This is a genomic window from Faecalibacterium sp. IP-3-29, from assembly GCF_023347335.1.
Lineage (GTDB): Bacteria > Bacillota > Clostridia > Oscillospirales > Ruminococcaceae > Faecalibacterium > Faecalibacterium duncaniae.
Genome location: NZ_CP094471.1, coordinates 314,272 through 329,788 on the forward strand (window position 1 = coordinate 314,272; position 15,517 = coordinate 329,788).

Sequence of the window (15,517 nt, forward strand, 5' to 3'; positions counted from 1 at the left end):
CCGTTTTTGCAGAAAAAGCTGTTAAAATCAAAAACGCCCCCGCCGGCAAGGGCAGAGGCGCAAGGGAAATATCAGAATCTGGGAAGGTCGTAGGCACGCATGGCGGGGTGCTTGTGGGAAATCTGCTCTTCCGTAGAAACTACGCTGGTGCCAAACTTACAGGATTGACATTGATAAATTTCAACATGAGTGCGATTCTCGACCGAATCATTATATCGGGGGTCGCGTCCCTGACAAGGAATAAAATTGACTGTATACCAGGAAGCATAATACTCATCCACACAAATCATATCGCTCTGTCCGCAATATTCACAGACGAGGACCGCAGGTTCGGCAGTTGTTGCAGCATTTGTGGAACGAACCTGAGACGCTGCGAATGTGGGAAGAGCACATAGACTTGCCAGAAGAAAAGCGGCGAAAAATGCGGAAAGAATCTTTTTCATGGTAAACGCCTCCTTTTTGAGAAAGTATGGGGGTGAACTTCTCTGATCTCATCTTCATTATAGCATGGATCGCAGAAAGAGAAAATTGTGAGAGGAACAGAAAAAAGAGAGCTCCTTTTATGCGGATTGACGACAAAAAAACGCTCCCGCCGGAAAGGCGGGAGCAGAATGCAAGGATTATAAAGTACTATAAGTGAATAAGCAAAAGCTAATTACCAGCCGTGTTCATGCTCAACCTTCGTTTCACGGACAGCGTCGCCAAAGCCGCTTCCACAATGATCACAGAGATAGTACTTGGTTAAATCGCGATAATACTCCTTATCACGATATTGAGGATCGCCGGAAAGGCATTCGACATACCGATTGAAAATCCAAGGACCTTCTGTTTTGGTATTGTACCGGACTTGACCAATGCCACATTCGTCGCAAAGAGAAGCATAAGGAACAACGCTAGAGTTGTCGATAGAAGGGTCATCAGAAATGACAGAAGTTGTTGTAGCTGATGCGGGAGCGAGCAACATGGAACCAACTAAAACTCCAGAAAGTAAACAGGTGATAAGCTTTCTCATAGTGATGGCCTCCTTTGATAAAATAATAATTCAACCCTCACTGGATTGTGAATACAGTATATCATAAAATCCTTTTAATGGGAATTGAGGAGGTAAATGAAAAAAGATAATAGATATTGTGCGATTTGTCAACGAAAAAGCCCCCGCCGGGCAGGCGGGAGCGAGGGGAAACTCAGCGGATGAAATTGGTCATGGGGCGGCGGGGATTTTCAGGGTGGGTGATGCCGTTTGCTTTGCCCAGTTCGATGCACTTGAGCAGCCAGGCCATGTTGCGGCCCAGCTCCCGCATCACGGCACAGCCCTCTTCATCCTCCAGCACCTGCTCGGGCTTGGAGCCGTGGACCATGGGCCAGTAGGAGCCGCTGACCAGCGGCATGTGGAAGAACTCGGGGTACTTTACCAGCTGGTCCAGCGTGGTGGTGGTGCCGGCGCGGCGGGCCGAAGCGCAGATGGCGGCGGGCTTGTAGGCCAGATACTTGCCGCCCGCGTAGGCCAGACGGTCCATGAAGCTGGTCATGTTGCCGGAGGCGGACGCATAGTGGACAGGTGTGCCGAACACAAAGGCATCGGCGGTCTTGGCCTTTTCGATGGCCTCGTTGACCACGCCGCCGAACACGCAGCCCTTACCGGCGGCACAGCCGCCGCAGCCGATGCAGCCGCCCACCGGCTTTGTGCCGACGTTCAGGATCTCGGTCTCGATGCCGCTGGCGTTCAGCTCCCCGGCGATCAGGGACAGGGCGGTATAGGTGCAGCCCTTCTCGTGGGGGCTGCCGTTGATGAGCAGGACTTTCATAAGCAGATACTCTCCTTTTTTGGCAAAACGCGCCGCACATGGGGCGCTTTGCCCTGATTTTAGCACAATTGCACCCTGAGTGCAACGCGTGCCCTTGACAAAGAGTTGCGTTTTGACGATAATATGGAGATACGAAAATACGAAACAGCTGCTGGCCGGGCAGGGGGCCCGGACAGCGGGAGAAGGAGGCAGATACATGCGCGTTATTGCAGGAGAAGCACGGGGCCGCAGGCTGGAAGCCCTGCCCGGCACCGAGATCACCCGCCCGACGATGGATCAGGTCAAGGAGGCCATGTTCAGCATCGTCCAGTTCGACCTGCCCGGTGCCCGGGTGCTCGACCTCTACGCAGGCAGCGGCCAGCTGGGCATCGAGGCCCTGAGCCGGGGTGCGGCCCGGTGCGTGTTCCTGGACGAGAACCGGGAGGCCGTGAACATCGTGATGAAGAACTGCAAGAACTGCGGCGTGTTTGACCGCAGCCGGGTCAACATCGGCGAGGCGGCACGGTATCTCTCCGCCTGCCATGAGCAGTTCGACATCGTGCTGCTGGACCCGCCCTTCCACACCGGCACGCTGGAAAAGATCCTGCCCGGCGTGGACAAATGCCTGGCTCCGGGCGGCATCGTGATCTGCGAGAGTGAGACCGGCCTGGTGCTGCCTGCCGAGGTGGGCGGCATGACCCTGAAAAAACAGTATAAATACGGCAAAGTCCTGCTGTGGAAGTATGGTAAGCCCCTGCAGAGCGCCGGAGAGGGAGATGCGGAATGAACGTAAACGAGCTTTTGGATACCATTGAGGATACGCTGGAGGAGAGCGCCGGAATGCCCCTTTCGGGCGGCAAGCGCATCGTGGATGTGGAGCAGATCCGGGATTATCTGGACGAGATCCGCCAGAACCTGCCTGTGGAGCTGCGGCAGGCCCAGTCCATTGTCAGCGACCGTGCCCAGCTCATCGAATCGGCCAACGCACAGGCGCAGGCCATTGTAAAAAAGGCCGAGGAGCGCGCCCGTGTGCTGGTGAGCGAGGCCGAGATCGTCAAGGCGGCCCAGCAGCGCGCCGGAGAGATCGTCTCCGCCGCCCAAGCCGAGGCCCGCACTGTCCGCCAGACCGTGACCGACTACTGTGATAATATGCTCAAGACCACGGAAGAGACGATGGCGGAAAACGCCGCACAGGTCAAAAATGTCCGTGCAAACCTGCGCCAGAGCCCCCGGAAACAGCTCTGATGCGGGAATGTGAAATTTCCCGGTGAGAGCTTCCGGCCCCTGCAAGCAAAAACGACGGCTTGCAGGGGCTTTTTTTGGTACATTTTGAGAGAAAAAACAAAAGGGAAACTCTTGCAATCAGGGGCCTGTTTTGTTACAATAAAATTGTATCCTCAAGGCTGACCGGGCCACAAACTCCCGGCAGGCCGCAGGCCGCTTTCCCGGGCAGCAGCTCCGGGCAGAAAAGGGCGGCAGATGCAGGATCTTATCTGAGTTTTGAAAGGAGGCTGGGAACATGGACACAGTAAAAACGGCACAGCCCTTTGACCCGGCCTCGTTTGAGCATGTCCCGGTGCTGCTGAACGAGTGCCTGGACGGCCTGAAGATCGACCCGGCAGGCACCTATCTGGACGGCACGGCGGGCGGCGCAGGGCACTCCCGCCAGATCGCTCTGCGGCTGAACGGCGAGCAGGGCGGCAGGCTCATCTCGCTGGATCAGGACCCCGATGCCGTGCAGACGGCCCGGGCCCGGCTGGCGGGCCTGCCTGCCACCGTGGTGCAGATCAACTTCCGCTATGCCGGACAAGCTCTGGAGCAGCTGGGCATTGAAACGATCAACGGCGCGCTGCTGGATCTGGGGGTGTCCAGCCATCAGCTGGATGACGCGGCCCGGGGCTTTTCCTACCGGGCGGATGCCCCGCTGGACATGCGGATGAGCCAGGAGGGGGAGACGGCCGCCGATCTCGTGAACAGCGAGAGCCGGGAGGAGCTGGCCCGCATCCTGCGGGATTACGGCGAGGAGCCCTTCGCTTGGCAGATCGCGGGCAGGATCGTGGAAGCCCGGGAAACTGCCCCCATTGAAACGACCTTGCAGCTGGCGGATATCGTGGCCAGCGCCATGCCCCCGGCGGAGCGCCGGAAGAACAAAAACCCCTCCCGCCGCACCTTCCAGGCATTGCGCATTGCGGTAAACCATGAGCTGGACGCGCTGGAAGAGGGGCTGGACACCATTTTTGCGCATCTCGCACCGGGTGGAAGACTTTGTGTGATCACCTTCCACTCGCTGGAGGACCGGCTGGTCAAGAACAAGTTCCGCCGCTGGTCCACCGCCTGTACCTGCCCGCCGGAGTTCCCGGTGTGCGTCTGCGGCGGCAAAGCCAAAGCAAAGCTGATCACACGCAAACCCATTGAAGCCAACACGCAGGAGCTGGAAGAGAACCGGCGCAGCCGCTCGGCCCACCTGCGGGTTTTGGAAAAGATCTGAGGGCGGCACAGCCCCGGAGATGTGAGGAGGAGATCACCATGGGTCAGGCAGCATACGATATGACAGAGGTTCGGCGCAGAAGAGCGCCGCAGGCACAGCCCAAAGTCCCGCTGCGGGTAGAAAAGGGCGGCAAAAAGCGGCTGAACCCCGTGCGGGCCGCCATGCAGCACGCGCTGCAGCTGGTGGGCGCGGCTTTGCTGGTGGGCTTTGCGGTGAGCCTGCTGTGGAGCGAGGCACAGCTGGTGGAGCTGAACTCTCAGATCCAGAGCGCCAAGGCAGAGCTTGTGAGCGAGCAGAGCCAGTATACATACTACAACAGTGCCCTGAACAGCCGCACCAACATCACAAGTGTTGAGGAGACTGCCACACGCCTGGGGCTGATGAAGATCGACCAGAGCCAGATCACCTACATCCGGCTGGATGAGGGCAGCGTTCTGGTGCGCAAGGCATCCGCTGTGCGGCAGTGGTCGGATCTGCTCCACGATGGGGCAATGACCATTCTTGCCTCTGTCAGAACGGCAAAATAAACCAAACAACGAAAAGCGTGCGGCAGCGCACGCTTTTTCGGTTTTCTTCGGGAGTACGCAATGCAAACACCATCCTCCAATCCCAAAAAGAACAGTACCCGCCGCCGCAGTGCGGACCCGCACGCACGGCTCAGTGCCCGGCTGCGCCATATCAGCTTTGGTGCCGCCGTGCTTCTTGTGGTGGCCGCCGCGCTGACCGTGATCTACAGCCTGTACAAGATCCAGATCCGCGACGGTGCCACCTACCGCCAGTACGCCGCCGAGCAGCAGCTGCTGGACAGCACCATTCAGGCCACCCGCGGTGAGATCTACGACACCAGCGGCATCACGCTGGCCTCCACCAGCGTGGTCTGGACCATCTGGGCCGACCCCTCCTACAGCACGGCCCTGTATACCACCACCACCGATCAGGATACCAAGGCGGAGACCCGCACCATCGATGAAGCCGCCATGAAGGAGGTCTGCACCCAGATCACCCTCCGCCTGCTTTCGGGCGACGGCGAGAGTCTGGACAGCGTGGACACCACTTCGGCGGAGTACCAGACCCAGTATCAGGCGGTCTGCGATGCCCTCTCCCAAAACGAAAGCTCCTATCAGGTGCTGGCCACCAAGGTCAACAACGCCATCAAGCTCTCCATTGAGGAATACGTCAAGACCTACAACAAGGCCCACAGCAAGAGCGGAAAATCCGCTGGTGCGCTGGAAAAGATCCTGGCCAAGCTGGGCCTGGGCCAGCAGGAGAGCGACGACGGCACCCCCACTGTCCGCAAGGGGCGGGTGTCGGTGTCGGCCTCCAAGGGCTTCCAGCGGGATTACCCCTACGGCCGCTTTGCCGCTGCCGTGCTGGGCTTCTGCAATGCGGATGGTCAGGGCGTGTACGGTTTGGAAAACTCCTATGAGTCCACGCTGGCCGGTGTGAATGGCCGCACCATCACCCTGCGCAACGCCTACGGCAATGCCATTGCCGATGAAAACGCCACCACCTACGCCGCCAAGGACGGCTCCAATCTGGTGCTCTCGCTGGATGTGAACATTCAGGAGGTGGTGGAGCGCTACCTGAACGAGGCCGTGGCGGCCAACACCGTTGAGAACCGCGGCTGCGCCATTGTGATGAATGTCAAGACCGGTGCCATCCTTGCCATGGCCTCCAAGCCGGACTTTGACCCCAATGACCCGCAGGATTTCAGCGCCAATCTGGCCTACCTGACGGAGCAGGTGCAGGCCGAGCCGGAGCTGTACACCATCTACAAAAAAGACGAGAACGGCAACTACCTGCGGGACGAGAACGGCCAGAAGATCGCGGATGCGGAGGCTGACTACACCGGCACCTACCGGGATATCCAGTGGAAGAACAAGACCATCACCGAGCTGTACTACCCCGGAAGCGTGTTCAAGGTCATCACCGCCGCCATGGGTGTGGACAGCGGCAAGGCGACCTATTACACCACCCTGAACTGCTCCGGCGCGTACAGCGTGGCAAAGCAGACCTACCACTGCGCCGGCAGAAAGTCGCACGGGGTCCAGAATCTGGCCGAGGCCCTGCGCAACAGCTGCAACATCTACTTTGTCCAGCTGGGCCAGCGCGTGGGTTCCAGCCTGTTCTATGATTACTTTGATGCCTTCGGATTCACCGAGCGCACCGGTGTGGACCTGCCCAATGAGACCAGCTTCATGCAGTATTACAGCAAAAGCCGTCTGGGCGAGGTGGAGCTGGCCTCCTCCGCCTTTGGTCAGGCCATGGCCGTGACCCCGCTGCAGGTGTGCACTGCCATCTCGGCGGCAGTCAACGGCGGCTATCTGGTCACCCCCCATGTGGTGGATAAGATCACGGACCAGAACGGCAATGTGGTGCAGGAGATCGGCACCAACATCCGCCGTCAGGTCATCAGCGAGAGCGCCAGCGAGACCATCCGCCAGATCATGGAGTTTGAGGTGGGCGATGGCACCCAGGGCGGCGGCGGCAACGCCTACGTTGCAGGCTACCGCATCGGCGGCAAATCCGGCACTTCCGAGCAGCTGAACATGGACCGCCGCGCCGACGGCGACTACAAGAAGGTGGCATCCTTTGCGGCTGTCCTGCCCGCCAACGACCCGGAGATCCTGGTCTATGTCATGCTGGACGACCCCAACAATGCCCGCACCGACTATTCGTCCATTCTAGCGGCTCCGGTGGTGGGCAACATCATCAGCGAGATCGCGCCCTATCTGGGCATCGCCACCGACGGCGTGGACCGCAGCGGCACCACCGTCAAGGTGCCCAACCTGACGGGCAAGGAGTGGAGCAACGCGCAGGTGCAGCTGAACATCAAGGGTTTGAAGCATCACCTGGCCGAGAGCGAATCCGACCAGACCGCCGCCCTTGTTACCTACCAGTACCCCCGTGCGGGGGCAGAGGTGCCCTACGGCACCACCGTTTATCTGTATACCGATACCTATGAGGGCAAACACGCCGAGGTGCCGGACGTGACCGGCAAGAGCGCGGACTTTGCCCGGCAGATGCTGAACGCCGCAGGGCTCAACTGCACAGTCGAAGGCTCCGGCACGGTCCAGAGCCAGAGTGAGGCACCCGGCTCCAGCGTCCAGCGAGGAACCATCGTACATCTGATCTGTGGATAAAGGGGAATGAGAGTATGGAAGCAATTGCAGCAAACATCCTGTTGGAGGGCCTGGCCGTCAACGCGCTGGCCCAGTGCGAGACCCCGGTCACGCTGGTGACCACCGACAGCCGTGAGGTCTGCCCCGGGTGCATCTTTGTGGCGTTCCCGGGCGAAAAATTCGACGGCCATGATTTTGCCGCCAAGGCGCTGGAAAACGGCGCGCTCTGCGTGGTGCTGAACCACCCCGTGGAAGGCGTGCCGGAGGAGAAGAGCGTGATCTGCCCGGACAGCTACCACGCCATGATGGTGCTGGGTGCCAATTATCGCAGCCAGTTCCACCCCAAAGTGGTGGGCGTGACCGGCAGCGTGGGCAAGACCACCACCAAACAGATGACCTACGCCGCCATTGCAGGCTTTGGCAGTACCATCAAGACCGAGGGCAACCAGAACAATGAGCTGGGCCTGCCCCGCACCATGTTCCGCATCGGCAAAGAGACCCAGTACGCCGTGGTGGAGATGGGAATGAGCCACGCCGGGGAGATCGAGCGCCTGAGCAAGTGCGCCCGCCCGGATGTGGGCATCATCACCTGCATCGGGGTGTCCCACATCGGCAATCTGGGCAGTCAGGAGAACATCTGCAAGGCAAAGCTGGAGATCTGCGCCGGTCTGCCGGAGGGTGCTCCGCTGGTGCTGAACGGGGACGACCCCTTCCTGCGCAAGGCCGTCCTGCCCGACCATGTCCGCCCGGTCTGGTTCAGCCTGGGCGATGAGAACGCTGATGTCTGTGCCCTGTCCATCCAGCAGGATGAAAAGGGCATGAGCTTTGTGCTGGAGGATCACGAGGAGGGGACTTTCCTCGTAAAGATCCCCGCCATGGGCCGGCACAACGTGGCCAACGCACTGGCTGCCTACTGCGCCGCCACCCGTCTGGGGCTGAATGCCCGCCGGGTCATTGCCGGTCTGGCCGACTTTGAGCAGACCGGAATGCGCCAGAAGGTGGTGCACGTCAGAGGCGTGGATGTCATTGAGGATTGTTACAACGCCAACCCCGACAGCATGAAGGCCGCGCTGGCCATGTTCAGGGAGTATCCCTGCAAGCGCCGCTTTGCCCTGCTGGGCGATATGCTGGAGCTGGGCGATATCAGCCGCGCCGCCCACGAGGAGGTGGGCCGTCAGGCCGTGGAGAACAAGGTGGACTACCTCGTCACCTATGGCGAGCAGGCCAAGCGCATTGCCGTGGTGGCTGCTGCCAAGGGGCTGCCCACCCTCCATGCCGACACCTACGCTCAGGCCGCCGAGACCCTGCTGAACAAAATGCAGCCCGGCGATGCCCTGCTGGTCAAGGCAAGCCGCGGTATGGCACTGGAAAAAGTGCTGGAGATCTTTTACAAGGAGTAACATCAAGCTATGATTCGTTTCGCCTTGATCGCCGCCTCAACGCTGGGGTTCTTCCTCACGGCGGCGCTCGGGAATCTGATGGTGCCGCTGCTGCGGGCGTTCCAGGGACGTTGGGATGAGCCCAAGGCCCGGCAGGCACCATCACCCAAGCAGGAAGCGCCGGATGCCGAGCCGGAGCGCCCGCCGCAGGCCCCCACCATGGGCGGGCTCTGCCTGATGGTGGGGGTGCTGGCTGCTGTGGGCGTGGGCTGGACTGCCGCCTGTGTGGCTCAGCCTGAGCTGCTGGGGGCCGAGAGCCTGTTCTCGGTCCGGCTGCTCACAGCGCTGTTGGGGGCTCTGCTCTTTGGCGGCGTGGGCCTGCTGGAGGATCTGGCCCGCATCCGCAGCCGTTCTGTGCTGGGCCAGCGGCGGCACACCCGCCTTGGGCTGGAAGCCGCTGCCGGTGCCGTGGTGCTGGTGCTGCTGGGAGCCAGAGGCTGCCTTGCAGCCGGGATCACCCTGCCGGGCGTGGGCTATGTCGATCTGGGCATTGCTGCCCCGCTGCTGTGGGAAGGGCTGCTGGTCGCACTGGCCGAGTGTGCCCGCATTGCCGATGGCATGGACGGCATCGTCTGCGGCACGTCCTTTGCGGCCATGCTGGGCCTGATGGGGGTGATGACCCTGCTGGGCTGGTTCCCGCTGGGCGTTCTGCCCGCCGCGCTGGCCGGTGCTCTGATGGCCTTCCTGCTCTGGAACTTCCCGCCCGCAAAGCTGCGGCTGGGTAGCGTGGGCAGCCTGTTTCTGGCCGGGATGCTGGGGTGCGTTCCCCTGTGCATCGGCTGGCCTGACCTCACCCTGCCGCTGGCCCTGCCCTTCTGGCTGGAGGGCGGCATGGTGGCCCTGCAGATCCTGGTCTGCAAGGCCAGCCGGGGCCGCAGGCAGCTGTTCCGCTCGGCACCGCTCCACCGCTGGCTGGAGCTGCGGGGCCAGAGCACGGAACAGATCTTCTATACCTTTTGTATCATTGCCATGCTGGGCGTGGCGCTGACCGTTCAGCTGGCAAAAATCAGTTAAGGAGGGGTGCAGTTTGGCAACACTCCGCAGAAAAAAAGCAGAGCCTTTTTCCGTCTTTCAGCGGGACCCCGGCCCCTGGCCGCCCATCCTGCTCAACTGGATGGCGACCCTGGCCATCATCATGGTGTTCGGGCTGGTCATGCTGTTCAGTGCAAGCTATACCACGGGCTATCTCCGCTTTGGGGACAGCTTCCATTACATCAAATCCCAGCTGCTCTGCACGGTGCTGGGCCTGGGTATGATGTTCCTGTTCTCCTATTTTGACCACCGCTTCCTGCGCAGAATGGTCAAGCTGGGCTATATCGTCTGCCTGATCCTGCTGGTGCTGGTGCTGTTCAGCAGCCCCATCAACGGCTGCCGCCGGTGGATCAGCTTCGGAGGCCTGACCCTGCAGGCCTCCGAGGTGGCAAAGTTTGAGATGATCCTGCTCACGGCAGACATTGCCGCCAGGACCCCGCAGATCAAATTCGGCGAGCTGCCCCTGCGCAAGTGGGTCTACCACAGCATCGTGGTGGAACTCATCCGGCCCATCCTGTGGCTGGTGCCTGTCCTGATCCTGCTGGTGCTGGAGCCCCACATGTCGGGCATCCTGCTGACCACAGCCATCGTGGGCACCATCCTGCTGTTGGGCGGCAGCGGCGGCATCATTACCTGGGGCTGTGCCGGTGCCGCGCTGTTCCTGCTGGAGACTTTGCTGAAGCACGTGGACTCCATCGACTACCTGCAGAGCCGTCTGGACGGCTGGACGCAGGATCTTGACCGGATGACCAGCCAGACCAAGCAGAGCCTGTACGCCATCGGCTCAGGCGGTGCCACGGGGCTGGGGCTGGGCAACAGCATCGAAAAGCAGCTCTGGCTGCCGGAGAGCACCAACGACTTTATCTTCAGTGTCGTGTGCGAGGAACTGGGCTTCGTCGGTGCGGTGATCGTCATCGTGCTGTTCGTCCTCTTTCTGGTGCAGGGCTTCTGGATCGCTTTCCATGCCGAAAACCGGTTCTGCACGCTGGTGGGCATCGGCATCATGGCGCAGATCGCCTGGCAGGTGTTCTGCAACATCGCCGTTGTCACCAACACCCTGCCCAACACCGGCATTTCGCTGCCCTTCTTCTCCTCCGGCGGCACCAGCCTGATCCTGCTGCTGGCCGAGATGGGCGTTATGGTCAATATCGGACGCAACGGCGAACGGGCCCGTCTGGAACGGGAGGAAGCCCACGCCGAGCGGGAGCGCCAGCGCAAGGCAAAGACCATTGTGCTGGATACCGCGCGCAGAGCGCAGACAGAACAGTAAGGAGGAACCAAGATGCGTGTACTCATTGCAGCCGGCGGCACTGCCGGTCATATCAACCCGGCTCTGGCCATTGCGGGAGCCATCAAAAAAGCCGACCCCACCGCCGAGATCTATTTTGCGGGCCGGAAGGAGGGCATGGAGTACCGTCTGGTCACACAGGCGGGCTATCCCTTCCATCACATCGAGATCACCGGCTTTCAGCGGAAGCTGAGCCTGAACAATATCAAGCGGAATTTCATTACCCTGTGGAATCTGGCACTCTCCGGCCCCAAGGCCAAAAAGATGATGAAGGATATCCAGCCCGACCTGGTCATTGGCTGCGGCGGCTATGTGTCCGGCCCGGTGGTGCGCTGCGCCGCCAGACAGGGCATCAAGACCGCCCTGCATGAGCAGAACGCTTTTCCCGGTGTGACCAACAAGCTGCTGGCCCCGGATGTGGACATCGTGTTCGCCGCTGTGCCCGCCGCCGTGGAAAAGCTGGGCGCACCCGAAAAGACCATCGTGGTGGGCAACCCCGTCCGGCCGGAGGTGTTCACCCAGGCGAAGAACCGGGAAGCCATCCGTGCCGAACTGGGCGCGGGCGACCGCACCGTGATCCTCTCCTTCGGCGGCAGTCTGGGTGCCCGCCGCGTGAACGAGGTGGTGGCCGACCTCTGCGCCTGGGAGCAGAAGAACAAAAAGCCTGTCCTCCATCTCCATGCCACCGGCCAGTACGGCGTGCAGCTGTTTCAGGATCTGGAAAAGAAAAAGGGCTTTGCCCCCGGCGAGAGCCTTGTAGTGAAGGAATACATCAACAATATGCCCGAGCTGCTGGCCGCAGCGGACCTTGTCATCAGCCGCGCCGGTGCCCTGACACTGGCCGAGCTGGAGGCTGTGGGTCGTGCCGCTGTGCTTATCCCCAGCCCTAACGTGGCCGAGAACCACCAGTATTACAACGCCATGGAGCTGCAGAAGGCCGGCGCTGCTGTGGTCATTGAGGAAAAAGACCTGACCGGCGAAAAGCTGGTGCAGACCGTTTCCGGGATGCTGGCCCAGCCCGGCAAGCTGGCTGAGATGGGCCGCAATGCCCGGAGCCTGTCGGTGGACGACAGCCTGGATCGCATTGCGGATGCCCTGCTCAAGCTGGTCAAGACCCCGTAACGGAAGGAAAAAACAGAGGAAAGGAGGTGCAGCCGGATGCCGCAGAATGATCGGAACAGCCGGAACCGCAAGCGCCGCCGGGCCTACGATCAGGCCCGGGATGACCGGCGCGGCGGGCAGAGCACCCAGCGCCGCAGCAGCGCGGGTGCAGGCAGTGACCTGGGGTACAGCGGGTACGCAGGATATTCCTCCGGCGGCCACCCCATCACGAACCCCAATTATGACCCCGATGCGCCCCGCCCCAGCCGGTATACGGAGCGCACGGTGAACTACGGCTCCTACCCGGATAACAGCATCACCTTTCCCACCGGCGGGCGGAGCAGCCAGAGCGGCGCACAGCGCCCCCGCAGCGGGCAGAACGGCCAGCGGCGCACCTCCGGGGGCAATCAGCGGAACCGCCGCCCGGCCAACGGCCAGAACCGGAACGCCCAGCGCCGCCCACAGAACGCCCAGAATCGCAGCGGCCAGCGGATGCGGCCGGTGCAGGGGCAGAACGCCCGGCGTGACCCCGTCCGGCGGGAGGGCAGGAAAAAGCGGAAGCTGACCCGGGCCGCCATCCGGCGGCGCAGGCTCATGCGGCGGCTCACGGCCCTTGTCATGCTGCTCTGTGTCATCGGCGCGGGGGTCTACCTCACCGTGACGATGCTGTTCAAGATCAGCTCCATTCAGGTGCAGACAGCGGACGGTGTGGTGCAGGAGGCCGGCGGCTATACCAGCGAACAGATCCTGCAGGCGCTGGATGTCCATCCGGAAGAGAATATCTTCAGTTTTGACCCCGGCAGCAAGGCCGCCGCGCTGGAAAAGGTGTTCCCCATGCTGGAGGATATCCGGGTGGAGCGGGATTACCCCGGCACCGTGGTGGTGCGGGTAACAGAAGCCCGGCCTGCCTGGGCCATGCAGACCTCCTCCGGCTGGCTGACCCTCTCGGGCGGCCTGAAGATCCTGGAGAAGGATTCTGCCCAGCCTGCCGGTCTGCCCACTCTGTACGGCGGCGAACCGGTCTCTGCCGAGCCCGGCGAACAGCTGACCTTTGCGGCGGAGCCCAAGGCCGACAGCACCCCGGACAGCACCCCGGACAGCGCCGCCGACAGCAGCGCCTCCGGCACTGTTGAGGAGGCGGCGGACCAGCGGCTGGAAAGCCTGAACACCCTGCTGGCCGCGCTGGATGCCGCAGGCATGAGCGCCGACGTGACCCGCATCGAGTTTGCGGATGTGGACGAGATGGCCTTCCTCTATCAGGACCGCATCAGCGTCTGGCTGGGCACCTTGAACGAGCTGGAATATAAGCTCAAGCTGGCAAAGCACGTCCTGCTGAATGAGGACGGCAAGGGCTGTGCCGCGACCGACACCGGAAAGCTGGACTTCACCCATATCAGCATGTCCAGCACCCGCAAGTTTACCTTTGCACAGGGTGAGCCGGAGCTGCCCTCCGGCTACATCGTGCCTGAACCGGTGGAGGAAACTCCTACGGAAGAGGGTGTGACCGGTGAAACGGCAGAAGGCACGGCCACAGACGGCACTGCCCCGGCAGAGGGCGAAGCCGCTGCAGATGCCGCTGCCGAAACACCAACGGATACCGCCGCGGCCCCGGCAGGACCCGAAGCCGGACAGACTGTACAGCCGACTCCCGCCGAAGGAACGACCCCGGCGGCGGGCGATGCAAACCAACCCAAAACCACCCAATGAGGAGCGTGTAATGTTATGAAGCTGGAACAATTACTGGAAGGCGTGCCCTTTACCCTGGTGCAGGGCAGCCTGGATACCGAAGTGCAGGACATCATCTACGACAGCCGGAAGGCGGCCCCGGGCCTTGCCTTTGTCTGCATCGTGGGCACCCAGCGTGACAGCCACGAGTTTGCCACGGACTGCGCCGCCAAGGGCGTGAGCGTGCTGGTCATCCAGCATGACATTGAGCTTTCTGCCATGCCCGGTGTGACCGTGGTCAAGGTGGAGAGCAGCCGCTATGCCATGGCGCTGATGAGCGGCAACCTCTTTGGCAACCCCTCCCGCCAGATGACCATGATCGGCGTGACCGGTACCAAGGGCAAGACCACCACCACCCACATGATCAAGAGCGTGCTGGAAGCTGCCGGGAAAAAGGTCGGCATGATCGGCACCAACGGCATCTATTTCATGGGCCGCCATCAGGAGACCGCCAACACCACCCCTGAGAGCTACGAGCTGCAAAAGACCTTCCGCCAGTTTCTGGACGCAGGCTGCGATGTGGCCCTGATGGAGGTGTCCAGCCAAGGCCTGATGATGGACCGTGTGGCGGGGGTGCACTATGATATCGGTGTGTTCACCAACCTCTCCCCCGACCACATCGGCCCCGGTGAGCACAAGACCTTTGAGGAGTACCGCAGCTGGAAGGGGCAGCTTTTCCGGCGGTGTGATGTGGGCGTGGTGAACATCGATGACGAGAACACCGAAGCCCTGCTGGAAGGCCACACCTGCAAGCTGGTGACCTATGGCCGCAGTGAAAAGGCCGACTACCGCGCCGAGGGCTGTGAGCTGCTGCGCACCCACGATTTTCTGGGCGTGGCGTTCCACGTCTCCGGCAGAGACAATATGGATGTCAGGGTGAATATGCCCGGCGAGTTCAGCGTCTACAACGCGCTGGCCGCCCTGGCTGTGGGCAAGGTGCTTGGCCTGCCCGATGCCGCCATCCACGAGGGTCTGGGCAAGTGCGTGGTCAAGGGCCGCGTGGAGCTGGTGCCCATCAGCAAAAAGTTCACCATCCTGCTGGACTACGCCCACAACGAGGTCTCCACCGAGAGCCTGCTCACCACCCTGCGGGCCTATCACCCTCACCGGCTGGTGGTGGTGTTCGGCTGCGGCGGCAACCGCTCCAAGCTGCGCCGCTACGGCATGGGAGAGACCTGTGCCAAAATGGCGGATTTCTCCATCCTGACCGAGGACAACAACCGCTTTGAGAAAATCGAGGACATCCTCGCCGATATCCGGGTGGGCATGAACAAGGGCAATCCCGATGCCAAGTTTGTGGAGATCCCCGACCGTCTGGACGCGCTCCACTACGCCGTGGATCACGCCCAGGAGGGCGACCTGATCGCCGTCATCGGCAAGGGTCACGAGACCTACCGCGACCGTGAGGGCGTGAAAACCCCCTTCCTGGAGCGGGAGCTGCTGGAGGAATACGCCCAGCAGATCGGGTTAGAATAAACAACAAAAACGCGCTGTGTCGTTTGACACGGCGCGTTTTTCTTTGCTGCTGCTCTGGCACG

General features: G+C 61.5%; 14 protein-coding genes. 11 read left to right on the top strand and 3 right to left on the bottom strand.

Going from position 1 to position 15,517, the window contains the following annotated elements; translation table 11 throughout:
* Nucleotides 1–71: 71 nt before the first annotated feature.
* The 3 genes from MTP40_RS01405 to MTP40_RS01415 form a co-directional block, all read right to left on the bottom strand.
* Nucleotides 72–443, bottom strand: coding sequence for a hypothetical protein (locus tag MTP40_RS01405; protein WP_117476446.1), 372 nt, complete (start codon nucleotides 441–443; stop codon nucleotides 72–74).
* Between the two features lie 212 nt (nucleotides 444–655).
* Nucleotides 656–1,012, bottom strand: coding sequence for a hypothetical protein (locus MTP40_RS01410; protein WP_156065495.1), 357 nt, complete (start codon nucleotides 1,010–1,012; stop codon nucleotides 656–658).
* Nucleotides 1,013–1,184: 172 nt separating this feature from the next.
* Nucleotides 1,185–1,805 (bottom strand): flavodoxin family protein, encoded by a 621-nt coding sequence (locus tag MTP40_RS01415; RefSeq protein ID WP_035393384.1) that lies wholly within the window; start codon nucleotides 1,803–1,805, stop codon nucleotides 1,185–1,187.
* A 196-nt stretch (nucleotides 1,806–2,001) separates the two neighbouring features.
* Here MTP40_RS01415 and rsmD point away from each other — a divergent pair, with 196 nt between their 5' ends.
* The 11 genes from rsmD (at nucleotide 2,002) to MTP40_RS01470 (ending at nucleotide 15,455) form a co-directional block, all read left to right on the top strand.
* Nucleotides 2,002–2,571 (top strand): 16S rRNA (guanine(966)-N(2))-methyltransferase RsmD, encoded by a 570-nt coding sequence (rsmD, locus tag MTP40_RS01420; protein ID WP_249259696.1) that lies wholly within the window; start codon nucleotides 2,002–2,004, stop codon nucleotides 2,569–2,571.
* Entirely contained in the window at nucleotides 2,568–3,029 is a 462-nt protein-coding gene (locus tag MTP40_RS01425) for an ATPase (RefSeq protein ID WP_249259697.1), read from the top strand. Before rsmD ends, MTP40_RS01425 begins: the two co-directional genes overlap by 4 nt.
* A 274-nt stretch (nucleotides 3,030–3,303) precedes the next feature.
* Nucleotides 3,304–4,272 carry a 16S rRNA (cytosine(1402)-N(4))-methyltransferase RsmH gene (gene rsmH, locus MTP40_RS01430; RefSeq protein ID WP_249259698.1) on the top strand — a complete coding sequence of 323 codons (969 nt, stop codon included), beginning with the start codon at nucleotides 3,304–3,306 and terminating at the stop codon, nucleotides 4,270–4,272.
* A 38-nt stretch (nucleotides 4,273–4,310) separates the two neighbouring features.
* Complete coding sequence (locus MTP40_RS01435; protein WP_005930066.1) at nucleotides 4,311–4,799, top strand: hypothetical protein; 489 nt, start codon at nucleotides 4,311–4,313, stop codon at nucleotides 4,797–4,799.
* A 60-nt stretch (nucleotides 4,800–4,859) separates the two neighbouring features.
* On the top strand, nucleotides 4,860–7,415 hold the full coding sequence (locus MTP40_RS01440) for a peptidoglycan D,D-transpeptidase FtsI family protein (RefSeq protein WP_249259699.1): 2,556 nt from the start codon (nucleotides 4,860–4,862) through the stop codon (nucleotides 7,413–7,415).
* Nucleotides 7,416–7,429: 14 nt separating this feature from the next.
* Nucleotides 7,430–8,794: a UDP-N-acetylmuramoyl-tripeptide--D-alanyl-D-alanine ligase gene (locus tag MTP40_RS01445; protein WP_249259700.1), complete on the top strand. Its 1,365-nt coding sequence runs from the start codon at nucleotides 7,430–7,432 to the stop codon at nucleotides 8,792–8,794.
* A gap of 9 nt (nucleotides 8,795–8,803) precedes the next feature.
* The gene (locus MTP40_RS01450) at nucleotides 8,804–9,847 is read left to right on the top strand and encodes a glycosyltransferase family 4 protein (RefSeq protein WP_249259701.1); all 1,044 of its coding nucleotides are present in this window, start codon (nucleotides 8,804–8,806) and stop codon (nucleotides 9,845–9,847) included.
* 13 nt (nucleotides 9,848–9,860) lie between these two features.
* Nucleotides 9,861–11,135 (top strand): FtsW/RodA/SpoVE family cell cycle protein, encoded by a 1,275-nt coding sequence (locus tag MTP40_RS01455; RefSeq protein ID WP_249259702.1) that lies wholly within the window; start codon nucleotides 9,861–9,863, stop codon nucleotides 11,133–11,135.
* Nucleotides 11,136–11,147: 12 nt separating this feature from the next.
* The gene (murG, locus tag MTP40_RS01460; RefSeq protein WP_249259703.1) at nucleotides 11,148–12,275 is read left to right on the top strand and encodes an undecaprenyldiphospho-muramoylpentapeptide beta-N-acetylglucosaminyltransferase; all 1,128 of its coding nucleotides are present in this window, start codon (nucleotides 11,148–11,150) and stop codon (nucleotides 12,273–12,275) included.
* 36 nt (nucleotides 12,276–12,311) lie between these two features.
* Nucleotides 12,312–13,961 (top strand): cell division protein FtsQ/DivIB, encoded by a 1,650-nt coding sequence (locus tag MTP40_RS01465; protein ID WP_249259704.1) that lies wholly within the window; start codon nucleotides 12,312–12,314, stop codon nucleotides 13,959–13,961.
* Between the two features lie 15 nt (nucleotides 13,962–13,976).
* Nucleotides 13,977–15,455 carry a UDP-N-acetylmuramoyl-L-alanyl-D-glutamate--2,6-diaminopimelate ligase gene (locus MTP40_RS01470; RefSeq protein WP_207684383.1) on the top strand — a complete coding sequence of 493 codons (1,479 nt, stop codon included), beginning with the start codon at nucleotides 13,977–13,979 and terminating at the stop codon, nucleotides 15,453–15,455.
* Nucleotides 15,456–15,517 lie beyond the last annotated feature (62 nt).